Annotated in this window: 21 protein-coding genes and 1 riboswitch; of the genes, 1 reads left to right on the top strand and 20 read right to left on the bottom strand. The window is 65.4% G+C overall.

What is annotated here, in order from left to right:
* Positions 1-38 precede the first annotated feature (38 nt).
* From HOP51_RS05825 to HOP51_RS05785, 9 genes are all read right to left on the bottom strand, one after another.
* A complete protein-coding gene (locus HOP51_RS05825; RefSeq protein WP_234273018.1) occupies positions 39-1856 on the bottom strand; it encodes a TonB-dependent receptor domain-containing protein in 1818 nt (605 codons plus the stop codon).
* Positions 1857-1974: 118 nt separating this feature from the next.
* Positions 1975-2203, bottom strand: a riboswitch (cobalamin riboswitch).
* A gap of 52 nt (positions 2204-2255) precedes the next feature.
* Positions 2256-2684, bottom strand: a complete 429-nt coding sequence (locus HOP51_RS05820; protein WP_234273017.1) for a bifunctional adenosylcobinamide kinase/adenosylcobinamide-phosphate guanylyltransferase — start codon at positions 2682-2684, stop codon at positions 2256-2258.
* Positions 2636-3280, bottom strand: a complete 645-nt coding sequence (locus HOP51_RS05815; RefSeq protein WP_234273016.1) for a histidine phosphatase family protein — start codon at positions 3278-3280, stop codon at positions 2636-2638. The genes HOP51_RS05820 and HOP51_RS05815 overlap by 49 nt, the downstream gene beginning before the upstream one ends.
* The gene (gene cobS / locus HOP51_RS05810) at positions 3232-3990 is read right to left on the bottom strand and encodes an adenosylcobinamide-GDP ribazoletransferase (RefSeq protein ID WP_234273015.1); all 759 of its coding nucleotides are present in this window, start codon (positions 3988-3990) and stop codon (positions 3232-3234) included. The genes HOP51_RS05815 and cobS overlap by 49 nt, the downstream gene beginning before the upstream one ends.
* Positions 3987-4544: a bifunctional adenosylcobinamide kinase/adenosylcobinamide-phosphate guanylyltransferase gene (locus HOP51_RS05805; protein WP_234273014.1), complete on the bottom strand. Its 558-nt coding sequence runs from the start codon at positions 4542-4544 to the stop codon at positions 3987-3989. The genes cobS and HOP51_RS05805 overlap by 4 nt, the downstream gene beginning before the upstream one ends.
* The gene (gene cobD, locus HOP51_RS05800) at positions 4541-5641 is read right to left on the bottom strand and encodes a threonine-phosphate decarboxylase CobD (RefSeq protein WP_234273013.1); all 1101 of its coding nucleotides are present in this window, start codon (positions 5639-5641) and stop codon (positions 4541-4543) included. Before cobD ends, HOP51_RS05805 begins: the two co-directional genes overlap by 4 nt.
* 22 nt (positions 5642-5663) lie before the next feature.
* Positions 5664-6659: an adenosylcobinamide-phosphate synthase CbiB gene (gene cbiB, locus HOP51_RS05795; protein WP_234273012.1), complete on the bottom strand. Its 996-nt coding sequence runs from the start codon at positions 6657-6659 to the stop codon at positions 5664-5666.
* A 10-nt stretch (positions 6660-6669) separates the two neighbouring features.
* Positions 6670-7725, bottom strand: coding sequence for a nicotinate-nucleotide--dimethylbenzimidazole phosphoribosyltransferase (gene cobT / locus HOP51_RS05790; RefSeq protein ID WP_234273011.1), 1056 nt, complete (start codon positions 7723-7725; stop codon positions 6670-6672).
* Positions 7726-7782: 57 nt separating this feature from the next.
* Positions 7783-10059, bottom strand: coding sequence for a heavy metal translocating P-type ATPase (locus HOP51_RS05785; protein WP_234273010.1), 2277 nt, complete (start codon positions 10057-10059; stop codon positions 7783-7785).
* Positions 10060-10156: 97 nt separating this feature from the next.
* Here HOP51_RS05785 and HOP51_RS05780 point away from each other — a divergent pair, with 97 nt between their 5' ends.
* Positions 10157-11239 (top strand): PA0069 family radical SAM protein, encoded by a 1083-nt coding sequence (locus HOP51_RS05780; protein ID WP_234273009.1) that lies wholly within the window; start codon positions 10157-10159, stop codon positions 11237-11239.
* A 38-nt stretch (positions 11240-11277) separates the two neighbouring features.
* Here HOP51_RS05780 and HOP51_RS05775 read toward each other — a convergent pair whose 3' ends face one another.
* From HOP51_RS05775 to HOP51_RS05725, 11 genes are all read right to left on the bottom strand, one after another.
* Positions 11278-11961, bottom strand: a complete 684-nt coding sequence (locus HOP51_RS05775) for a glutathione S-transferase family protein (protein WP_234273008.1) — start codon at positions 11959-11961, stop codon at positions 11278-11280.
* 75 nt (positions 11962-12036) lie between these two features.
* On the bottom strand, positions 12037-12900 hold the full coding sequence (locus HOP51_RS05770; protein WP_234273007.1) for a DUF2797 domain-containing protein: 864 nt from the start codon (positions 12898-12900) through the stop codon (positions 12037-12039).
* Entirely contained in the window at positions 12884-13168 is a 285-nt protein-coding gene (locus HOP51_RS05765; protein WP_234273006.1) for a YeaC family protein, read from the bottom strand. Before HOP51_RS05765 ends, HOP51_RS05770 begins: the two co-directional genes overlap by 17 nt.
* Positions 13169-13193: 25 nt before the next feature.
* Positions 13194-14042, bottom strand: coding sequence for a rhomboid family intramembrane serine protease (locus tag HOP51_RS05760; protein ID WP_234273005.1), 849 nt, complete (start codon positions 14040-14042; stop codon positions 13194-13196).
* Between the two features lie 224 nt (positions 14043-14266).
* Positions 14267-15253 carry a metallophosphoesterase gene (locus HOP51_RS05755; RefSeq protein WP_234273260.1) on the bottom strand — a complete coding sequence of 329 codons (987 nt, stop codon included), beginning with the start codon at positions 15251-15253 and terminating at the stop codon, positions 14267-14269.
* A 16-nt stretch (positions 15254-15269) separates the two neighbouring features.
* Positions 15270-16163 (bottom strand): NAD(+) kinase, encoded by an 894-nt coding sequence (locus tag HOP51_RS05750; protein ID WP_234273004.1) that lies wholly within the window; start codon positions 16161-16163, stop codon positions 15270-15272.
* A 64-nt stretch (positions 16164-16227) separates the two neighbouring features.
* Positions 16228-17097 (bottom strand): carboxylate/amino acid/amine transporter, encoded by an 870-nt coding sequence (locus HOP51_RS05745; RefSeq protein WP_234273003.1) that lies wholly within the window; start codon positions 17095-17097, stop codon positions 16228-16230.
* A gap of 83 nt (positions 17098-17180) precedes the next feature.
* Positions 17181-18863, bottom strand: coding sequence for a glycerol-3-phosphate dehydrogenase/oxidase (locus HOP51_RS05740; RefSeq protein ID WP_234273002.1), 1683 nt, complete (start codon positions 18861-18863; stop codon positions 17181-17183).
* Positions 18864-19012: 149 nt separating this feature from the next.
* On the bottom strand, positions 19013-20752 hold the full coding sequence (locus HOP51_RS05735) for an ABC transporter substrate-binding protein (RefSeq protein ID WP_234273001.1): 1740 nt from the start codon (positions 20750-20752) through the stop codon (positions 19013-19015).
* 62 nt (positions 20753-20814) lie between these two features.
* Positions 20815-21087, bottom strand: coding sequence for a DUF2160 domain-containing protein (locus HOP51_RS05730; protein WP_234273000.1), 273 nt, complete (start codon positions 21085-21087; stop codon positions 20815-20817).
* Positions 21088-21102: 15 nt separating this feature from the next.
* Entirely contained in the window at positions 21103-21996 is an 894-nt protein-coding gene (locus HOP51_RS05725) for a carbohydrate ABC transporter permease (RefSeq protein WP_234272999.1), read from the bottom strand.
* Between the last annotated feature and the right edge of the window lies 1 nt (position 21997).

The raw sequence follows: 21997 nt of genomic DNA, 5'->3' as shown, positions 1-21997 counted from the left end.
GCGCCAGCGCGAGTCCGGCTAGCCAGCCGAACAACCGTCTACTGCCCAAAGTGGACGCTAACGAAAGCAGCACGGCCGGCACTGAGATAATCATCGCCATCGAAGAAACGAGTCGTGACGTAGTCCTTATCAAGTGCATTCTCCACGCTCAGGCGCGCCGACCACAGCGGGGCAAACTGCCAGCCGGCGCGTAGATTGACCAACCCGTAGCCGCCAATTCGCTCTTCGTTGTCGGCATCGTTGTAGCGATGATTCTGCACGATCCAAGAGCCACCCAGCGACCAGTCGCCCAACTCACGGTCGGCGTCGAGGCGTAGGCTCTGCGAGGCGCGCCGCTGGATACGCTTGCCCGTGGCACGATTTTCCGGATCGCTATAGGTCAGCGCTGCCGCCAGCGTCCAGGCATCAATCTTGGCACCGCCGGAAAGCTCAATGCCGCGAATGCGCGTGGTGGGGATATTGGTCGTTACATCGCCGCGCTGGCCAGCGATCAGGTTGTCGATATCGGTTTGGTAAAGCGCCGCATCCCAAAACCAGCTTGCATACTGCCCGCGAATCCCAAGCTCGATCGTTTCGGACGTTTCTGCCTCCAGGTCGGGATTGCCAAAGCCCGGGAAGTAGAGATCATTGAAACTTGGTGCCTTGAACGCTGTGCCGTAGCTTGCGCGCAGCGTATGTCGGTCATCGAGATCATAGCCCAGCGCCAGACTGCCGGTGACTTCCTCTCCGTATGCCTCGTTATCGTCGTAACGCAGGCTGGTCTGTACAGCAAAGGGCGCGAAGTCAAGCAGGCCTTGGGCAAATACCGCAATATTGTCGCGGCTATCGACGGCGTAGTCGTTGCTACCTGAGACCTCGTCCTCACTGTACTCGGCACCGGTGATCAGTTCATGCATGCCGAAGCGGAGGGTATTCTGCCAGCGCAGCGTCTGGGTGCGTGTATCGATAGTGGAATCGCCGAAGTCATCGAAGGAATCCAGCTCGTCGCGCGCTTCGCTGAGCGTCAGCCGGTTGGTCCACTGCTGGGTGATGGGAAGCTCAGCGTAGATCCCAGCCACCTGCTGGACGAAGTCGCTCTCGCCGCCGTCGAACTCGTTGCTGCCGCGGGCGCGTAGCGCCAGGACACCAACCTCGGCACCACTATCGAAGGTATGCGACATCCGCGCCAGCGCCGAGGTATTGTCGTAGCCCTTGTCCTCACCGCCACGACGCACTGGTGTGCCGTCGGTAGCGAAGTGGCTGCCGGCGAAGCTGTAGCGGGTGCCACCCTCACTGCCCGAGAAGCCGGCGCTGTAACGCTGGGTATTGAAGGAGCCGCCGCCCGCCGAAATACGCGGATGAGGGCCATCCTCCTCGGCGTCGTGGGTAAACAGCTGCACCACGCCACCCACGGCATCGGCACCATACAGGCTACCACGGGGGCCGCGCACGATCTCGGCACGCTGGAACATGCGCGGGTCGAGGTAGTGCCAGGCGGCACCGCCGGTGGTCGCCGAGCGCAGGCGAATGCCGTCGATCAGCAGCACGTTTTGATCGTTACCGGTGCCACGCAGATAGACGCTGCTGTTCTTGCCGAAGCTACCGTTGGAGGTCACGTCCACTCCCGGCTGGCCGCGCAGCATATCGGTCACGCTGGTGGGATCCTGCCGGCGCAGGGTGACCTCATCGAGCACGGTCACGGAGGAGAGCGTCTCATCGGCGGTACGTGGCGCCAGGGTGGCGGTGACCACCTGGGGGTTGAGGGCGACGGTGTCGGCTTCGGCGGCGGTGGTGGCCTGAGCCTGAACGGCCAGAGGAAGCACAGCCAAGCCGAAGGCGGCCAAGCCCTGCGCGGCCAGATGTCGTTTGGTTTTCATTTCGATTCCCTTGCTCGCCGTGCCTACCCGCACGGTCTTCTAGGCGAAGCCGGGGCGGCGTGAAGGGGATCGAGAAAGGGAGAGAGGCGCGGCCCTGCCTCGAAGTTGCCCGCCGCAACCCGACAGATTACCTCAGGCCGGTCTCCGGGCTGACGAGTGAAGCGCCAACTGCACGCTTCGGGTCCATCGCCTTCCCATGCAAAGCACAGTGGCATGATGATGGACCTACACTCGATCACCGTTGCGGGGGCAGCGTCGGAATGCGCCTCTTCGACTTGCGAAGCGGGTCACCGACTTCCCGTTTAACCTCGATAGGACAATGAGGCGCCTGAGAGTGGGCGTAAGCTAACAACAGCACCGGTGGACGTCAACGCATCGTTGCGCTCAGGCTGATATAGATCATCGACTTAGCTCTTTCACCAGCCCGTTCCATACGTACCACACCCGCTCGCAGCGGGCCGCGGCGTCCTGGGCCAACCAGCCGTTGAGGTCGCGCAGGCGCCTGTTATCCAAGCCGAGCGGCACGATACCGCGGCCCATTTCGAGCAGGATCAGCACGGCCTCACCGCCGCGTTCGGCCTCCCAGCCCCACAACGCATCGAGCTCCCGTGCCATGGCCTGGCGCAGCCGGTCGTCGTCGGGCTCGGCGGCGAGCCGCTCGCCGATCCAACGCTCCCAGCCCTCCAGCACCAGGCAGCGAGTTTCCGCCAGTGAGCGCCAGGCCTCGAGCCGGCCCCCGGCATGGGCAGAGTGCCAATGCGGGGCCTCGAAGCGCTGCCTTACGACGTCGCGCTTGCCGGCGTAGGCACCGCCGATGAAGAGCTGCATTGCCAGCGTCCCTCTTCGTTCATGGCAAACGTGAAGCGGCGTCCCTCCGCCTGGACGACGTCACCCTGCCAGAAGCCGATGCCCTCGAAGCGACGGCGCAGCTCGCGAATTACCCCGCCATGAGCGACCACCAGCACGCGACGTTGGCCAAGCGCCTTGCAAGCGCTTAGCACGTCGTCGAACCATGCGTCGAGCCGCCGGCCCAGGTCGGCGGTGGACTCGCCGCCAGGCGGTGGCTGCCGGCCTTCGCTGTCGATCCAGGCGCGATAGAAGGGCTGCGACTTCAGCTCATCGTAGGTGCGCCCCTCGTAGTCGCCGAAGTCGAGCTCACGCAGGCGCGCATCGAAGTTCGTCGGCCAGGCCCTCTCGCGCCCTTCGACCACATGCGCCAGGGTCTGCCGACAGCGGGTCAGGTCGCTACAGTGCACGGCATCGAAGCTCTGTTCTTCCAGCGCCTCGCGCAGCCGGTCGAGGCCCGGCAGGGCGTCGGGCAACAGCAGCGGGATGTCGCGCTGCCCCTGGTAGCGACGCTCACGGTTCCACTGCGTCAGCCCGTGACGAACGACCACCAGCTCCAGGCAACCAGCAGCAGCCATAGCTCTCCTCCCTCGATTGCGGTTCCGACGATATCGCCGTTGATGCCCTTGAAGGCACGCAGCATGGCCCAGGCATAGAGCATCAGGAACGGCGCCAGTGCAAGGCACAGCCACATTCCTCCCGGCACCAGCACAGCCAGCGGCAGCAACGGCAGCGCCGCGAGCCAGAGATCACGCGGTGAAAGATCGCGCTTCCAACTGACGGCCATGCCCTCGGACCGTGCCGCCGGAGCCAGCACCAGCAGCGTCACGGCTGCCAGGCGGCCCAGCCCCGGGACCATCACCAGCAACAGCAGGCTTGTGCCGGCCTCGAGCAGCATGAACAGCAGCGCGGCCTTCCACAGCAACAGGAACACCAGCGCCAGGATACCGAAGCTGCCGACATGGGGATCCTTCATGATCTCCCACTTGCGCTCCAGCGGCGCGTTGCTGCCCAGGGCGTCGGCCACGTCCATCAGGCCGTCCAGGTGCAACCCGCCGGAGAGCGCCACCCACAGCGTGAGCAGGGCCAGCACCAGCAGCAGCGCAGGTAACAGGTTCCCGAGCAGCGCGGCGGCCGCCACCAGCAAGCCGCCGAGCAGCATGCCCACCAATGGATAGCAGCGCACCGCCCAGCGCCGTGCGGCCGGCGTCCAGGGGCAGGCGAACGGCAGCGGCAGGCGGGTGAGGAACTGCAATGCCAGTACCAAACCATAGGCGGCGTCTTTCATGAGCGCTCCTCACCACGGCGTTTCCACACCTGCGGCAGCCCGGCCATTACCTGGATCACCTCGTCCGCCTCCTGCGCCACGAGGCGGTGAACCCGCTGCAGAAAGGCCAGGTAGCGCCATACCTCGGCATTCTCGGGGGGCATGCCCTCGTTGACGTCGTTGGAGACGATCACCAGCGCCACGTTGCGTCGCCGGGCCTCGGCCAGCAGGCGCTCGATCATGGCAATGCCCTGTGCCTCGTCGAGTTCGCTGGCATGCTCGCTGGAATAGAGCAGTTGGCTGGCCCACAGGGTCAGGCAGTCGAGCAGCAGCGTGCTGCCGGGCTCCACCCGCTCGAGGGCGGCGATAAGATCCACCGGCTCTTCCAGGGTGATCCAGCCCTCGCCCCGGGCTTGCCGATGGCGGCCGATACGGGCCTGCCACTCGCCGTCGCCGCCGCTGGCAGTCGCCAGGTAATAGCGGGCTCCGCCCCGTTCGGCCTGCCAGCGCCGCACCAGGGCTTCGGCATGGGTGCTCTTGCCGGAGCGCGCCCCGCCGCTGATGAAGGCGATCATGGCGCGCTCCAACGGGCGATCGCCTCGACCAACGCCTGGTTCTCCGGCCGTGAGCGCACCGCCACTCGCAGCCAGGCACCCTCGAGGCCGATGAAATTGTGGGTATGGCGGGCGAGGATGCCGCAACGCGCCAGGTGTTCCAGCAGCGCCGGCATCGGCCCGCCGCGATCATCCCGGAGCCGAGCATTCCGGAACAGCAGGAAATTAGCGTGTGAAGGCACAACGTTCAGCCCCAGCGCCTCGAGTTCGCCCTGCAGCCAGGGCCGCTCGGCGTCGAGCCAGGCGCGAGTCCGGGCCAGATAGTCACGATCCGCCAACAGCGGTGCGACCAGCCCCGCCGCCAGGGCGTTGACACTCCATGGCGGCTGCAGCTCGCCGATATGCCCTACCGCTGCGGCCGAGCCTAGCAGGTGGCCCAGCCGTAGGCCGGGAATGGCGTAGAGCTTGGTCATGGAGCGCAGCAGCAGCAGGTTATCGAAGCGCGCCAGCAGCGGAGTGAGCCGCTCGTCCGGCGTGACGAAATCGACGAAGGCTTCGTCCACCACCAGCGTGGCGCCGTGGCGCTGGCCTGCCACCAGCAGGCGCTCGATTCGCTCACGCTCGATCAGCGTTCCGGTGGGGTTGTTGGGGCGGCACAGGAACAGCGCGCCGGTATCGCACATGGCCTCAGCGGCACGCGCCTCGTCCAGCATGAAGCGCTCCCCCGTCAGGGCGAGAGGCTCCACGGCGATGCCGTAGTGACGGCAGGCTCGCCCATATTCGCCGAAGGTAGGCTGCACGATCGTGGCCTGAGTCACTCCCTGCCTGGCCAGCAGCGCCGCGGCGAGGAAGATCGCCTCGGCGCCGCCGTTGGTAAGCCGCACCTGCTCGGCGGGCAGCCCTTCGTTGCAAGCGATGGCCTCGCGCGCCTCGCGATAGTCGGGGTCGGGATAGGTAGCTAGCTCCGTCACGCTAGCGGCAAGCCGCTGCGCCAGCCAGGGCGGCGGCCCCAGCGGGTTGAGGTTGGCACTGAAGTCGATGATTTCACTGCCGCCAGCGAGGCCGAAGCGCGGCAATAGCTGCTCCGGACGCCCGCCATGGCTTGGCCAGTCGCTCATGCGTTTCTCCTCTCGCTCATGCTCATGCCCATGCGCTCCACATCCCGACCACACCGGCCATCAGCAGGAAGAACACGGCCCAGGCGCCGTGCATGTGAACCACGGCACGCTGGATGTGGACGACTCGCAGCGGCTCGTGCGGTTCGCCCAGCCTTATCCGCTCGGAGACCAGCCCGCCGTAGGTATTGGTGCCGCCGAGCTGCACACCGAGCAGATGCGCCATCATCGCTTCGGGCCAGCCAGCGTTGGGGCTGGGGTGACCCGGCGCGTCACGCCAGGTGCCAGCCAGCGCTCCCTGTCTACGCACCCCCTGCCAGCGGGCCTCCGGCAGCGCCAGGGCGGCCAGCCACATGCTCAGGGCGGTGAGCCGGGCCGGCACCCAGTTGACCAGATCGTCGAATTTGGCCGAAACGTAGCCGAAGTCTGCGTAGCGTTCGCTGCGGTGGCCCACCATGGAGTCCAGCGTGTTCACCGCCTTGTAAGCCAGCGCCAGCGGCGCCCCGCCGAGCAGCGCCCAGAATAGCGGCGCGGTGATGCCATCGACCGTGTTCTCGGCCACGGTCTCCACCGTGGCGCGGGTGATCTCGGCCTCGTCGAGGGCCTCGGTATCGCGCCCCACAATCATCGCAACGGCCCGGCGCGCGGCATCGAGGTCACCTTGGGCCAACGGGCCGGCCACCGCGAAGGCAGCATCGCGCAACCCCTTGATCGCCAGCGCACTGGCCAGCAGCAGCAGTTCGCCGATGAGCCCCAGCCAGGGGTGCAACCCGGCGAGCAGCGTCAGCACGCCCCAGGCCAGAGCATAGGTCAGCCCCACCACGCAACCGGTAAGCAGAAAGCCCTTGAGCCGACGCGCCCGGTGAGAGCCGCGGTTCCAACGGCGCTCCAGCGCTTCGGTCAGCCGCCCCATGGCGACCACCGGGTGCGGAAGCCAGCGCGGGTCGCCGATCAGCAGATCCAGCGCCATGGCCCCCAGCAGCAGCGCCAGCAGGGCCAAGCTCAGCGGCTCGGCACTCATGCTTCGGCGCTCATGACTCGGGGGCAGCGCCAGCCACGCCGGCCGAATCGAAGGTGGCCATCTCGCTCAACATGCGGCAGGCGGCTTCGAGCAGCGGGAAGGCGAGCGCCGCGCCGGTGCCCTCGCCCAGGCGCAGCTGCATGTCGAGCAGCGGCTCGGCGTCGAGCAGTTCCAGCGCCACGTCGTGGCCCGGCTCGCAGGAACGGTGGCCGAAGATCAGGTAGCCGCGCAGGGCAGGCTGGAGCCGGCAGGCCACCAGCGCCGCCACCGTGGCGATGAAGCCATCGACCAGGATCGGCATACGCCGGGCCGCCGCGCCCAGGTAGGCGCCGGCCATGGCGGCGATCTCCAGACCGCCGAGCTTGGCCAGCAGTTCCAGCGGCCGGGCCGGGTCGGGTTGGCGCGCCGCCAAGGCACCTTCGATCACTCTGGCCTTGTGGGCCAGGCACGAGATATCGATGCCTGTCCCCTGCCCCACCAGGCGGCTCACCGGCCGGCCGCTCAGCACCGCAAGCAGGGCGCTGCTGGCGGTGGTGTTGGCGATGCCCATCTCGCCGACGACCAGACAGCGGCAGCCGGCAGCGTGGCTGCGCGCAACGGCGCGGATTCCCACCTCGATGGCGCGTTCGGCCTCGGCCAGGCTCATGGCGTCCTCGCGGGCGAAGTTGGCCGTGCCGGGGCGCACCTTGTCGATGACCACACCGTCGCCCGCAACGGCGCCCTTCACACCCACGTCGACGACCTCGAGCCGCGCGCCGATCTGGCGGGCAAAGACGTTGATGGCGGCACCACCGGCGGCGAAATTGGCTACCATCTGCGCCGTGACCTCCTGGGGAAAGGCCGACACCCCCTCTTCGGCCACGCCATGGTCGGCAGCGAAGACGATCACCCCGGGCGGACTCACCTTGGGTGAAACATCACCGCTCATACCGGCCAGCGACTTGATCAGGGCCTCGAGTCGCCCCAGGCTGCCGGGGGGTTTGGTGAGATTGTCGAGGCGTGCCTGCACGGCGGGGGCAAGAGCGTCATCGACCGGGGCGATGGCAGCCAGGGTATCGGCAAGCATGAGCGTATCCTGATAAGGCGTGGGGCAGCCGCCATCTTAACAGGCTGGCTCGGCCTGTCACGGCGCCGTGCCCAGCGCTCCCACCTGTCGGCTTTGCTGTGGCTGCTCGGGCTCCCGCTCACCGGCCAGGGCCAGGCGTGCCGAATTCGCCACCACGCTGAGCGAGCTGGCCACCATGGCCAGCACCGCCACCAGGGGCGGAATCGGCATGGCCACCGCCAGGCCCAGCGCCAGCAGGTTGTAGACTCCCGAGAGCACCAGATTCTGCCGCATCACCCGGCGCGTGCGGCGCGCCAGACGCCAGGCCACCTCGACCCCGGCCACCCCGGGCTTCAGCAACGCCACGCTGGCGCCCTCCTGCACCGTGGTATTGGCACCCAGCGGCGCCACGCCGACGCTGGCGGTGGCCAGCCCCACCACGTCGTTGAGCCCATCGCCCACGTAGAGCGACGGCTGGGGCATGGCCGCCAGCAGCTTGGCCTTGGCCTCGGGGCTGCGCCCGGCATAGCACTCTTCCGCTTTGATTCCCACGGCATCCGCCAACCACCTCACCGCCGGCGCCCTGTCGCCGCTGATCAGGGCCAGGGCAAGCCCCTCTCGGCGCAGTTCGGCCAGCGTCTCGGTAGTGCCGGGCAGAGCCGTCTCGCCCAAGGTAAAGCGGGCCAGCAGGGCGCCGTCGCAGGCCAGCAGCACTTCACTCTCCCCCGAGTCGCCGGCCTGCGTCGTGTCAACGCCCTGCTCGGCGAGCCAGGCACGGCTGCCCAGCAGCAGTTCTCGCCCATTGCCAAGCGCAACCTGCCGGCCCCGTCCGCCGACCTCTTCGGCCTGCACGATGTCGAGCTCCCCGCCCGCCCCGGAATCCTGGGCCCCTCGGGCATCTTGAATATCTTGCACATCTTGAACATAGCGACGCACGGCCCGCGCCAGCGGATGCTCGCTGCCACGTGCTACCACGGCAGCCAGCTCCAGCAGCTCCGGCTCAGCAAGGTTGGCTGCAGAGTGCATGGCCTGCACCTGCGGCTCCCCGGCGGTGAGCGTGCCGGTCTTGTCGAAGGCGGCGCTGCGAATTCGCGCCAGCGTCTCGAAGGCCCCCGGGTCGCGGATCACCACGCCGCGCTCCAGGGCCTGACCGCTGCCGGCCAGGCCGGCCAGGGGAATGGCCAGGCCCACGGCGCAGGGGCAGGCCACCACCAGCACCGATAGCGCTCTTACCCAGGCCTCCTCGGCCGGCACGCCGGCCAGCCAGGTGGCCACCAGGGTGAGCAGCGCCAGCACCACCGCCAGGGGGCTGAGCCAGCCGGCGAAGCGATCCGCCAGTCGCTGCAGCTCGCCCTTGCGCGCCTGTTGCCACCACATCTGCTCACGCAGTCGGTCCAGACGACACTCGCCGGCGGGCGCGGTGACCTCGAATACCAGCGCCGCGCCGAGATTACGGCAGCCGGCCACCACGGCATCGCCCGGCAAGCAGCGTCGCGGCGCGCTCTCGCCGGTCAGTGGTGAGAGATCGAGCAGCGCTTCGCCATCGCGGAGGATGCCATCCAGCGGCAGCGTCTCGCCGGGTTCGACGCGCAGCCGATCCCCCACCGTCACCGCTTCCAGCGCACAAGGCTGCCAGGCATCCGCCTCCCAGCGCTGCACCTGCGCCGGCGGCCGATGCAACGCCTGGAGTGCACGCAGCCCGCGGTGGCGGCACAGGGTTTCCACCAGCCGGCCGACCAGCAGCAGCGTGACCAGCATCACGGCGGTATCGAAATAGACCTCGGGCGAGCCGTGCGCCAGCAGCCACAGCGATACACCCACCGCCGTCAGCGCACCCAACGCCACCAGCGCATCCATCCCGGGTCGCCACGCCCGGGTCGTGCGCCAGCCGGCGCGGTAGAACGGCAGCGCCACATAGGTGACCACCGGAAGGGCGAACGCACCCGAGACCCAGGCCATGATCAAATCGAGTTCGGCTCTGGGCATGGCACCGGCATAGATCAACAGCGAAGCGAGCATGGTCCACATGCCGAAGACCACGGCCATCAGCAGCCGCAGGGTGAGATAGCGGCTCTCGGCGTCGAGCCGCGCCTCGGCATCGGCTACCGCCTCAGGCGGACCGAGGCGGTAGCCGAGACGGCGTACGGCAACCTCCAGCCGGCGCTCGTCGAGAGCCTCCGGCTCACCTTCCACCAGTAGGGTGGCGCTGGGGTAGTGCACGCTGGCGGCACCAATCCCGGGCAGTCGTTTCAATTGGGCCTCGACGGCCAGTGCGCAGCTGGTACACCAGAGTCCCTGCACCGAATACAGGGCTTCGGCGCGGCGGATGGACGGGTTGTCGGAAGTTGACGTCATGCTCACCAGCGTAACGACCCGCGGACATTTATCCAGCGTTGGCGCTTCGTGAATGAACCGATATACTGTATATAAATACACTATCCGGATCGCCGCCATGCCGCAGTTCGACCAGCAGCAGCCGCGCAAGGGACGCGGCGCCACCTATAATCCCGACAACCGCTTCGCGCCCACGTACAGTGAAACGGAGGACGACGGCTGGTGGCAGGAGGAAATGCCGACGCGCCTGGCCACCGTGGTCAGCAACGAACAGGCCCGCAGTGCGCTCTCCTGGAACGATTCGCCGGATATTGGCTTCGATCGCTCGCTGAACCCGTACCGAGGCTGTGAGCATGGCTGCATCTACTGCTACGCGCGGCCCAGTCACGCTTACTGGGATCTCTCCCCCGGGATCGACTTCGAAACCCGGCTGATCGCTCGCAGCGGCCTGGTGGAGCGGCTACATGAGGAGTTCTGCAAGCGCAGCTACGTATGCCGGCCCATCGCCCTGTCCGGCAATACCGACTGCTATCAGCCGCTGGAAGCGGAGCGTGGTTCCACCCGCGGGATACTGGCCTTTCTGCTCGAATGCCGCCATCCGGTCTCGATCATCACCAAGAGCGCCCTGATCCTGCGCGACCTGGACCTGCTGGCCGAGTTGGCGCACTTGCGTCTGGTCAGAGTGGCAATCAGCCTCACCAGCCTGGATACCGAGCTCAAGCGCAGCCTGGAACCGCGCGCCGCCTCTCCTGCAGCCCGCCTACGTACCGTCGAACGCTTGAAGGATGCCGGCATCCCGGTAGGTGTCATGGTCGCCCCGATCATTCCGGGCCTGACCGACCATGAGCTGGAACGCCTGCTCGAGGCGGCGCGCAATGCCGGGGCGGAGTCTGCCGGATGGACGCTGCTGCGCTTGCCGCGGGAAGTGACGCCGCTATTCGAGGAGTGGTTGCAGGCGCATTATCCTCAGCGTGCCGGCAAGGTGATGAGCCTGATGCGACAGTGCCGGGGAGGCGCCGCTTACGACAGCCGCTTCGGCAAGCGCATGCGCGGCGAGGGCATCTTCGCCCAACTCATCGCCCAGCGCTTCGAAAAGGCGTGTCGCCGCCTGGGGCTCAATGACCCTGCGAAGCGCGACTCGCGCCAGTTGGACACCACGGCCTTCCGGCCGCCCCGAGCCCAGGGCGACCTGTTCGATTGAGCCGAGCGATGTAGAACAGAAACGGGCCTGGCGGAGACTCAGCCAGGCCGCCGATCCTCGATGATGGTGCCGTTCTGCTGGACTTCGGCCTCGTGAGCCGCCTCTCGCCAAGGCTCGGCCAGCGCCTCCTCGTACCACTGCTGCATGGCGGGTAGCGACAGCAGCCGGGCCACGTAATCCATCGAGGGCGCACCGAGTTCCAGCCCGAAACTCTGCACGCGGAAGGCCACCGGTGCGAAGAAGGCATCCACCGCAGTGAAGGACTCACCCGCCAGGAAAGGCCCCCCAAAACGGGCGAGACCCTGTTGCCAGAGTTCGTCGAGGCGAGCCAGGTTGCCTGCCAAGGCATCCGGCATGTGGTGCAGTTTCACCCTGACGCCGCAATTCATCGGACACAGACTGCGCAGTGGGGAAAAGCCGGCGTGCATCTCGCTGCTGGCACAGCGCGCCCAGGCGCGCGCTTGCTCATCGGCAGGCCATATCCCCTGATGGCGCTCGGCCAGGTACTCGACGATCGCCAGTGATTCCCAGACGGTGCGTTCGCCATCCTCCAGACAGGGCACCTGACCGGAGGGCGAGAAGGCACGAAAGGTGCTCCAGTTCGAGTCGGACTCGAAGGGGGTCAGGCGCTCCTCGAAAGGGATATCCAACTGGCGCATCAGCACCCAGGGGCGTAGCGACCAGGAAGAGTAGTTCTTGTTGGCAATATGCAGGCGATACATGTCAGAACTCGTCACAAGGGAAGGAAACGACAGCATAGCCTGCCATTGCATCTCCCTGCCACGCGCGCTGAAGCCTCAGGATACGGCGATCTCATAGCCAGTGAATTTGCGCAGGTTGATCACACCCGTGTCGAGGATCAGGTACTGCCCCTTGAGGCCCAGCAGCGTACCGCTCACCCGCGCCTGCTTGTCGAAGTTGTGCGAAACGATCTTGCGCGGGAATTCCAGCACCGGATAGTCGAAGGAGACCGGCACCTCGTCGAGTGCTCGGATGGTATCGGTACCGAAACGTTCACGCAGCTGTCCAAGCCCGCCGTCGAGACGGGCCAACAAGCGATCGCGCTCGGCCATGAGATCGAGCGCCTCCACCTCGCCCTTGAGCATGGCGCGCCAGTTGGTGCGGTCGGCCACCTCTTCCTTGAACAGCACCTCGACCAGGCCGGACTGCTGGCGCGTCTCTACCGTCAGGATCGGCAGCGCCTGGATCGCCCCCTGGTCGAGCCAACGCGTTGGCACCTGGGTGCCCCGCGTGATGCCTACCTTGAGCCCCGAGGAGTTGGCCAGATAGATCACATGCGGCTGGAAGCAATGCTTTTCCGCCCACTCGGGCTCGCGGCAGGTGCCGGCATCGAAGTGGCAGGTCTCAGGCTTGACGATACAGGTATCGCACTGGGCCAGCTTCTTGAAGCAGGGGTAGCAGTAGCCTTGGGCGAAACTCTTCTTCGTCGCCCGGCCACAGTGGGTGCAGGCGATGGCACCCGTCCAGCTCAACTCGAGAGGCTGACCCAGGCGCGCGTTGAGATCCAGGCGATGCTCGCCGGCACGCAGCGTATACCTGACGGGTCCGCCCGGCTCCCCGGGCGCGATGGCCATCTTGCTCAGGCAGCCCTGCACGACCGGAGCCGCCTCTATCCGCTCACCTTCAATCACGGCTGACATCCCGGGCCAGCCCGGCGAGTTCGGGCGGCACATCGGTGCCGCTACTGGCACTGCCACAGGTGCGCTGCTGCAGGTACCCTACGCGCAGCTCCTCGGGCACGTGGTTCTCGTGCTCGTAGCGAATCACCGCCTCGAGGCAGAGTTCGGTTTGCTCCGCGGTCAGCATGCGCCCGTCCGGCCATTTGCGCAGGGCCACCGCCTGCTTGAGGCTATCGTAGATGGCCGGCGTCATCTGCCGGATCATGCGCTCGAAGGTCATATCGCTCATTGGGAAATTCTCTTGAAGTGACGGCTCAGTGAAGACGCCTAGCTCGGCCCGAATAATACCACCCCAACAGAAGCCCTACGACCAGCCCACCCAGGTGTGCCTCGTTGGCCACGTTGCCGAAGCCGACCGCGCCGGCCATGTCGGTCATGGTGAATACCATCCAGCCGAGCATGAAGACCACCAGCATCTGCGGCACGAAGAAGCCGCTGTGCGGCGCCCGGCGCGACATCAGCCAGACATAGCCGAGCAGAGCGAAATCGACGCCCGACATGCCGCCAAACAGCACGGTGCCTGTGGCGTACTGGGCCAGGTTGGCACCGATGCCCGCCACCAGCAGGATCGTCAGCATGCGCCCGCTACCCTCCAGGGTTTCGACCTGGCGGCCGAAGTACCACAGCCACATCATGTTAAAGATCAGGTGCATCCAGCCGAAGTGAAGAAAGACCGGCGACAGCAGGCGCCACACCTGCCCCGAGGCCAACACGTCGGCCAAGTTGCCGAAGGCCAGGCTGCCGCCAACGACGGCGACCGGCACGATGGTCAACATGGCAACCACAATGTCGCCGAGCACGGCCATCAGGGCGAATACCAGCAGCGAAATGCCCAACGCCGCGGTGGTGACCGGCACTTGACGCAAGGCAACGGCGAGAGAGGCCCCGCTCGTCGACCGGCGGCGCCGCTCCGGCATGATGCGTTCACCGCGCTGCCAGCGAGTGAGCAATTGCATCAGCGCATCGTGCTGGTCGGGATCGGCGAGCCATAGGACCTGCCCCTCCGCTTCCTCAGTGAAGCGGTGCCCGATCCGGTGAGCCCACAGCGCACGGCGCAGCTCGCGGGTGTCCGTGTCATGTGGAAACAGCATGATGCGATACATGAACTCTTCCTGAATCAACTTTTTGGCAAGCATCTTGCGCTGCAACGAGGCTTTTCTCAAACCTCTTCGCCTTGAGCCGCGGCAGAAGGCACATAAAAAATCCGGCGGAAGGGGGGCCGCCGGACAAGAGCAAGGGATCATTCAAGGGAACACCTACTCAGACGAGCGAGCCGAGGGGAAGTTCAGGGGTTCGAAAAAAAAGTTGTAAAACTTTGTATCCCTCTTCAATCAAAGTCGATCTCCCACGGCCGAGGCCTCGCTGCTTCTTCCTGCGGTACTCTCACCCAGACGAAATGGTTGGCGTCCAGCCGCCGCTCACCGCTCCAGCGATAGGCCACCAGACGGCCGAATTTCACCGCACTGTAGTCGAGACAAGCGATGTTGGCCGAGGGCAAGGCCGGAATGCCCTCGCACCAGTAGTGACCGATGAACAGCGGCGGCTGGTCGAGCCCATAATGAGGCAGGCGGGCGCGTTCGTGCGCGGCCAACTCTCGCGCCTCCAGGTCGTTGGGGAGATTGTCGGGCTGGAAGGTCACGTCGCCCCAGGTGCGTGGTTCGCGAGCCCAGAAATGCGCGCGGAAGCTGCGCCGGGTGAAGCCATCGCCGGAGTGGATCTCCACTCCGGGGGGCAGCGGCAGGTGTACCCCACGGGTCAAGCGGTCGAGCACCCGATAGGCCAGTGTATCCGACTCCACGGATTGACACAGGAAGGGCTCGTCGATGATACCCCTCGGGCATTCGCGCTCGAGCGCGTCGATCAATTCCTGGTCCCAGCAGGCGTGCACCACTCGGAATGCATCGAAATCGAGGTAGAGAGGAACCTCCATGAACCAGGCCAGCGTCTCGTCCCACTCGGCGGGATGATCACGGTACTGGTCGAGAGTTTCCTTGATGATACGGTTGTGTCGCGGAGAATGTTCGCGCAGCCATTCGCGTCCCAGTTGGCGCGGCGCACGGTGACAATAGGCCAGGGCATTGTATTCATGGTTGCCCATGACCATATGCGCCTCGCCCTCCTCCACCATGCGTCGAACGATGGTGACGGCCAGGCGAATCCGTGGACCGCGATCGATCAGGTCGCCGAGAAAGATCGCCTTGCGCCGCGGATGGCGGTAGACGCCACCGCGCTGGTGGTAGCCGAGCTTCTCGAGCAGGGCCGCCAGGGTGGCACCACAGCCGTGCACGTCGCCGATCAGATCGTAACCTTCTATCGCCGCCTGCCTCACCTCAATCTCCCAGCCGGTTGCTCCAGCCCAGCTTGCTGCGCAGGACCTCGTAGAAGTTATGACCGAGCGGGTGCACGAGCTGCACCCTCTGGGGTTTGCGCTTCACTACCAGTACATCGTCCGGCTTGGCCACGACACGGGTCTGACCGTCGCAGCTGATATGAGGATAGGTCTGATTGGTCTCGCCAATGTGCACATGGATCTCGCTGGCGGCGTCGATCACGATGGGCCGGCTGGACAGGGTATGCGGAAACATCGGCACCAGTTCGATCACATCCAGCTTGGGGTGCATGATCGAACCACCACCCGACAGCGCATAGGCGGTGGAGCCGGTGGGTGTGGCCATGATCAGTCCGTCGCTACGCTGGCTGCAGACGAACTGCTTGTCGATGAACAATTCGAACTCGATCATACGTACCGCCTTGCCGGGGTGCAGCACGACCTCGTTGAGGGCATCTCCGTTGCCGACCAGGGTGCCGTCACGATACAGCTCGGCATCGAGCAAAAAGCGCTCCTCGACTTCGTACTGGCCGTCCAGCACCTGGCCAACCCGCTCCTCCAGCTCATCGGGGGAGATATCGGTGAGAAAGCCCAGGCGTCCTCGATTGACGCCCAGCACCAGGGTGCCGCTATGGCACAGCGTACGGGCGGCGCCGAGCAGGCTGCCGTCGCCCCCCACCACGATGACGAGATCGCACAGCTCACCGAGAGTGCGCCGGCTGGCTTCGGGGTGGCCATGGTCGAGCAGCACGGTAGCGGTGCGGTCCTCGACGATCACGTGGAGGCCGCGTTCGTCGAGAAAGCGCATCAGGCGCTTGAGGGTCTCGACCACCTTGGTGCTACCGAGGCGGCCGATGAGACCTATGTTCTTGAATCCGTCGTGCTCTTTTTGCATGCCCTGGCCTCTCGGATCGTGGCCGCTCATTATGAGGGCTGGGCCCAGGGCGGGCAAACACGCCTTAGACGGCGGCGACCGCTTGACGGCGCAGCCACCATTCGTTGAGCACCAGCGAGCCCACGATGATCGCTCCCCCCAGCCCCAGCCGCACCAGGTCGGCATCACGGTTCCAGATCACCAGGTTGACCACGAGGCCGGCGGGAATCAGGGCGTTGTTCATGATCGCCAGCGCTCCGGCATCCACCCGTGTGGCCCCCAGATTCCAGAAGAAGTAACCAAGGCCCGAGGCCACCAGGCCCAGCCAGGCGAGCACGCCCCAATGCACCGTCGTGGAGGGCAACGCCGCGGTATTGCCCAGCAGCGCGAAGGCCGGCAGCGCCACGGCCAGCGCACCGAGATAGAACCAGGCAAAGACGCTGTGGCGCGGCAATTCGGCGGGCAGCGTCACGGAGAAACGACGGTAACCCACCTGGCCCAGGGCGAAGCAGAAGTTGGCCCCCTGTACCACCAGGAAGCCGAGCCAGAAACCGCTGTCGATGCCGTCGTAGCGGATCACCGCCGCTCCTACCACTGCCAGGGCAGCAGTGAGCAGATAGAATGGCGTGAAGCGGCCGAACAAGGCATCGTCGAGCAGCGTCACGTAGAAGGGTGTGAAAATGGTGAAGAGCAGGACTTCCGGCACCGACAGCAGCAGGAAGGACTGGTAGAAGAAGATGTACATCACACCGAGCTGTACGGCCCCCAGCCCCATCAGCGCCAGACGCTGGCGCCCCACCAGTAGCCGCGGCCGCAAAAACGGCAAGAACACCAGGGCCGCCAGGCCGACACGCATCAGCACCGCGAAGTAGCTGTCCACCTGTCCGGCCAGGTAGACGCCGATCAGTGAGAACGAGAAGGCCCAGAGCACGGTGACGCCGACGAGATAACCCACGGTTAACCTCTTGGAATAGTTTAAGTTGACTGGAGATTATACGGGCATTTCGCCGCCCTTCAATGCACTGACGCCAAGGCGCTTCACGCACCGGATGTCGGCGAGCGGGCCGACTCGCTCGACATGACCGGCTCCCCGGGCGACATCTCGCCACGCTCGCGACGCGTGGTGGCGAAATACTCCTCCAGGCGCGCATCGGCCTCGCCGCCGAACAGGATCGCACACGCCTCACGCAAGCCGGGCGACTGGCGCATCGCCTCCTCATGCACCACCAGGGCGACCTTGGAGCGCCGCCGCAGGAAATCCTCCAGGCGAGTGATCATCTCGCGCCGCTTGGCGTAGTGCAGCTCGCAGCGCAGGTATTCCGTCCCTTCGATCAGCACCTCGGCCTGGCGCGGATCCTCGCGGATCTCCTCGAGCATCTCCAGCGCATGGGTGCCATAGCGTCGCCACAGTCGGGTCGACAGCGGCTCGGAGGCGTCGCTCGCGGTGAAATCGTCGAGCTCCATGAGTTTCGCCTGGTGGAGAAACTCATGGCGCACCTGGTCGGGCGGTTCGCCGTACCAGCGATATTTCGGGTACGGCACCTCGACGCCCATCCGGCCGATCGCGGCAACGATCTCCTCGCCCACGTTGAGGCAGTCGGTCAGCTTGCCACCGAAGATGCTCAGGTGCGAGTCGGCCTGGTTGATGTCGATGGCATGCTTGCGCGAGAGCTGCAGGAAGTCGCGCCCACTGCCGCCATCGGCCTTGACCGCCAGGGGCCGCACGCCACAGCGGATGGAAATGATGTCCTGCTTGTCCAGCGGCCTGTCGAGTTCGAGACGCTTGTTGATGTTGTCCAGCACGAAGCGAATATCGTCTTCCGTGGCCGTCACCTCGGGTCTCTCGACGCGGGTGTCGGTGGTTCCGATACAGGTTCGCGGCCCCATCGGAATGACGAAGAAGAGTCGACCATCGTCGGCGAAGAACGCCAGCACGCGTCGGTTGTCGGTCAGACGCGGCACGATCAGGTGGATGCCCTTGGAGTATACGTGGCGATGGTCCGTAGCTTGCCCGGTGAGGCTGTTATGCTCGTCGACCCAGGGGCCAGCGGCATTGATCAGGACCCTGGAGCGTACGACGAATTGTCGCCCGGTGACGACATCGCGCGCCTGCGTCACCCAGCCGCCGTTCTCGCGTCGTGCGCCCAGCGACTCCACATAGTTCGCCGCCACCGCACCATAGTTGAGCGCCCCACGCACGAAATTGAAGACGAAGCGGGCGTCGTTGTCGTGCAGGTAGGCATCGGAGTACTCGAAACCACCAATGGCATCGCGCGTGTCGATGATCGCTTCGCTGTGACGAATCGCGCTGGGCGAGAGAAATCGCGGAATCTGCGTAAAGCCATTGCCGATCAGCCAGTAGAGCCAGGCGCCGGCCCACAGATAGCGCGGGTGATAGCGAAAGCCTTGTGTGATGGTAGTGAGAAAGCGGATTTCCTGCACCGTGGCGGGATAGTTCTTGATCAGGTGGTTGCGGCTCCTGCAGAGCTTGCGCACCAGAGCGAAGTCGCGGCTCTCCATGTACTTGATGCCACCCCACACCAGGTTGGACGAGTGCATACTGGTGCTGCCGGCGAAGTCGCCACGCTCGATCAGTGCGACCCGTACCCCCTTGCCGGCCAGTGCCGCCGCCGCGGAAGCGCCATTGATGCCGCCCCCCACGATCAGTACGTCAAAGTCTCCGCTGTCCAACTTCTTGATATTACTGCTACGCAGTTCCATGTGCGGACCTTTTGAAGCAAAAGCCCCGTTCGGCGAGCGCCGAGCGGGGCAAGGGTGACCCGGACGGGCTACCGGAACACGGTGGTGGTTCTGGGCCCGGAGCAACGCGCCGGGCAACTTGGCTCGCCGGGTGCGGCCCGACGCTTGCCTCAGCGTGTACCGGCGGCCATCCACTCCTCCATCATCTGGTCGTAGGGCACGGTGGTTCCCTGCGGCATCTCGTCGTCGAGCTCGGCCTTGGGCGAGCCCTCCTGCGACAGCCACTCCTCAGGGTCGCGCTCCTCGTTAAGCATCGGCGGGTAGGTCTCGAACACGTTGGCCCGTGCCAGGCGCGCCATGATGTTGTCCAGCGCTCCAGCCAGGTTGTCGAGGGCCTCCTGGGGCGTGACCTCGCCGCTGACGGCCGGGGCCAGGTTCTGCCACCACAGCGGCGCCATGCGTGGGTAGTCGGGCACGTTGGTCCCGGTCGGCGTCCACATGGACTCGTTGGGGCTACGATAGAACTCAACGAAGCCACCCAGCTTGGGCGCCCGCTCGGTCATCTGGTCGGAGAAGATGTCGGACTCGCGGATCGGCGTGAGGCCGGCCAGCAGCTTCTCCAACGATACGGTCTTGGCGGTGGTGAACTGGGCGAACAGCCAGGCCGCGGTGCGCCGGTCCTCCGGGGTGGAGTCGAAGAAGGTCCACGAACCCACGTCCTGGTAGCCTATCTTCATGCCCTCTTCCCAGTACGGCCCGGTGGGAGACGGCGCCATGCGCCACTTGGGCGAACCATCCTCGTGGTTGACGGGCAGGGTCGGATCCGTCATGTCGGCGGTGAAGGTGGTGTACCAGAAAATTTGCTGGGCGATATTACCCTGAGCGGGTACCGGACCGGCTTCGCCGAAGGTCATGCCCTGCGCCTCGGGCGGTGCGTACTTGTCCAGCCACTCGACCATCTTGGTCACGGCGAACACCGAGGCTGGCGAGTTGGTGGCACCGCCACGGCTGACGCTGGCCCCCACCGGACGGCTCTCTTCGTCGACGCGAATTCCCCAGTCGTCCACGGGGTTGCCGAACGGCACACCGGGGCTGCCCATGCCGGCCATGGAGAGCCAGGAGTCGTGGAAACGCCAGCCCAGAGACGGATCGCGGCGCCCGTAGTCCATGTGGCCATAGACCCGCTGGCCGTCGATCTCGCCAACGTGCTCGGTGAAGAACTCGGCGATGTCCTCGTAGGCCGTCCAGTTGGTCGGTACGCCCAGGTCGTAGCCGTAGATCTCGCGGAACTGCTCCTGCAGGTCCTCGCGCTGGAACCAGTCGTAGCGGAACCAGTAGAGATTGGCGAACTGCTGGGTCGGCAACTGGTAGATGCTGCCATCCGGCCCAGTGGTGTACTGCAAGCCAATGAAGTCGTCGAGATCAAGGGTGGGCAACGTGAAGTCGGCCCATTCGTTTTCCATGGCCTGGGACAGATTGATAGTAGTGCCGTAGCGGATGTGGGTACCGATGGCATCCGAGTCGTTGACGTAGCCGTCGTAGATGTTGCGACCGGTCTGCATCTGGGTCTGCATGTTGTCCACCACGTCACCTTCGCCGATGATGTTGTGGGTGACCCGGATGCCGGTGAGTTCCTCAAAGGCCGGCGCCAGCACGTCACGCTCCCAGACGTGGGTGGTCAGACCTTCGGCGACGGTATTGATCTCCATGCCGCGGAACGACTCGGCGGCCTGGGCAAACCATAGCAACTCCTCGATCTGCTCCTCGCGGGAAAGCGTGGAGTTCTGGAAGTGCGTATCGACCAGCCGCTCGGCGATCGCACGGGCATCGTCTGACTGGGCGTGCAGGCCGGCCGAAGCGAGCAGCAGGCTGCCCGCGATCGCCGTCAGTTGGATCCTTTTATTCTTCATGTTGACCTCGTTCTGCGTGTGGATGTCGTCCATGACACGGTTATCGTCCGTACGGCCTTGGTTCAGCCCCAGCGCATCAGCACCAGCAACCAGAGAATGGAAGCCCCTAGGGCAAACCAAATCGAGAGTTCGGTGAAACCGACCACCACCAGGTGGAGATAGGCAGCGGAAAGCAGCCCGATGAAAAGCCGGTCGCCGCGAGTAGTGGCGATCGGCAGGAAACCGCGCCGTTCCACCGTGGGCGAAACCAGCTCCCAGGCCGTCATGCCAAGCAGTATCGCGGCGATGACGGCGAAGAAAACCGCCGTGGGCAGCGTCCAGACCATCCAATCCATCGTGGTTTCCTCCCCTCAGGTCCGGCCCAGGGCAAAGCCCTTGGCGATATGGTTACGCACGAAATAGACCACCACGATGCCCGGGATGATAGTCAGCACGCCGGCGGCGGCCAGGGTGCCCCAGTCGATGCCCGATGCCGTCGAGGTACGCGTCATGATCGAGGCAATAGGCTGGGCCTTGGTGGCGGTCAGGGTGCGGGAGAGCAGCAGCTCGACCCACGAGAACATGAACAGGAAGAACAGCGTCACGCCGATTCCCGAACGGATCATAGGTAGGAAGATGGTGACGAAGAAGCGTGGGAAGCTGTAGCCGTCGATATAGGCGGTTTCGTCGACTTCCTTGGGCACGCTGCTCATGAAGCCCTCGAGAATCCATACCGCCAGCGGAATGTTGAACAGGCAGTGAGCCAGTGCCACGGCGATATGGGTATCGAACAGCCCCACCGAGTAGTAAAGCTGGAAATAGGGCAGCAGAAATACCGCCGGCGGCGCCATCAGGTTGGTCAGCAGCCAGAAGAACAGGTGCTTGTCGCCGATGAACTTGAAGCGGCTGAAGGCATAGGCGGCGGGCAGCGCCACCGTGATGCTGATCAGCATGTTCATCAGCACGTAGGCCAGCGAGTTGACGTAGCCCATGTACCAGTTGGCGTCGGTGAAGATCCCCACGTAGTTGCCCAGGGTGAAGTTCTGCGGCCAGAACGAGAAGGTGCCGAGAATCTCACTGTTGGTCTGGAACGACAGGTTGAGCAGCCAGTAGATCGGCAGCATCACGAACGCGAGATAGAGCCCGAGCAGCGTGCGGCGGCGCCAGCGGACACTGGCCGAGCGGGCTTGCTTGCGGCGCCTGGCGGCACTGTCAGCCGCCTGCTGGCGTACGCTTTGAGGGGTGGTCGGCACGGAGCGGGTCATG

Origin of the sequence: Billgrantia zhangzhouensis (genome assembly GCF_021404465.1) — a bacterium.
In the GTDB taxonomy this organism is placed as follows: domain Bacteria; phylum Pseudomonadota; class Gammaproteobacteria; order Pseudomonadales; family Halomonadaceae; genus Halomonas; species Halomonas zhangzhouensis.
This window is presented reverse-complemented; position numbering and strand designations above follow the sequence as displayed.

Bases quoted from the DNA above. Each gene is read 5' to 3' on its own strand.
- HOP51_RS05825 (WP_234273018.1), bottom strand. From the start codon at position 1,856: ATGAAAACCAAACGACATCTGGCCGCGCAGGGCTTGGCCGCCTTCGGC.
- HOP51_RS05820 (WP_234273017.1), bottom strand. From the start codon at position 2,684: ATGCAGCTCTTCATCGGCGGTGCCTACGCCGGCAAGCGCGACGTCGTA.
- HOP51_RS05815 (WP_234273016.1), bottom strand. From the start codon at position 3,280: ATGGCTGCTGCTGGTTGCCTGGAGCTGGTGGTCGTTCGTCACGGGCTG.
- cobS (WP_234273015.1), bottom strand. From the start codon at position 3,990: ATGAAAGACGCCGCCTATGGTTTGGTACTGGCATTGCAGTTCCTCACC.
- HOP51_RS05805 (WP_234273014.1), bottom strand. From the start codon at position 4,544: ATGATCGCCTTCATCAGCGGCGGGGCGCGCTCCGGCAAGAGCACCCAT.
- cobD (WP_234273013.1), bottom strand. From the start codon at position 5,641: ATGAGCGACTGGCCAAGCCATGGCGGGCGTCCGGAGCAGCTATTGCCG.
- cbiB (WP_234273012.1), bottom strand. From the start codon at position 6,659: ATGAGTGCCGAGCCGCTGAGCTTGGCCCTGCTGGCGCTGCTGCTGGGG.
- cobT (WP_234273011.1), bottom strand. From the start codon at position 7,725: ATGCTTGCCGATACCCTGGCTGCCATCGCCCCGGTCGATGACGCTCTT.
- HOP51_RS05785 (WP_234273010.1), bottom strand. From the start codon at position 10,059: ATGACGTCAACTTCCGACAACCCGTCCATCCGCCGCGCCGAAGCCCTG.
- HOP51_RS05780 (WP_234273009.1), top strand. From the start codon at position 10,157: ATGCCGCAGTTCGACCAGCAGCAGCCGCGCAAGGGACGCGGCGCCACC.
- HOP51_RS05775 (WP_234273008.1), bottom strand. From the start codon at position 11,961: ATGTATCGCCTGCATATTGCCAACAAGAACTACTCTTCCTGGTCGCTA.
- HOP51_RS05770 (WP_234273007.1), bottom strand. From the start codon at position 12,900: ATGTCAGCCGTGATTGAAGGTGAGCGGATAGAGGCGGCTCCGGTCGTG.
- HOP51_RS05765 (WP_234273006.1), bottom strand. From the start codon at position 13,168: ATGAGCGATATGACCTTCGAGCGCATGATCCGGCAGATGACGCCGGCC.
- HOP51_RS05760 (WP_234273005.1), bottom strand. From the start codon at position 14,042: ATGTATCGCATCATGCTGTTTCCACATGACACGGACACCCGCGAGCTG.
- HOP51_RS05750 (WP_234273004.1), bottom strand. From the start codon at position 16,163: ATGCAAAAAGAGCACGACGGATTCAAGAACATAGGTCTCATCGGCCGC.
- HOP51_RS05740 (WP_234273002.1), bottom strand. From the start codon at position 18,863: ATGGAACTGCGTAGCAGTAATATCAAGAAGTTGGACAGCGGAGACTTT.
- HOP51_RS05735 (WP_234273001.1), bottom strand. From the start codon at position 20,752: ATGAAGAATAAAAGGATCCAACTGACGGCGATCGCGGGCAGCCTGCTG.
- HOP51_RS05730 (WP_234273000.1), bottom strand. From the start codon at position 21,087: ATGGATTGGATGGTCTGGACGCTGCCCACGGCGGTTTTCTTCGCCGTC.
- HOP51_RS05725 (WP_234272999.1), bottom strand. From the start codon at position 21,996: ATGACCCGCTCCGTGCCGACCACCCCTCAAAGCGTACGCCAGCAGGCG.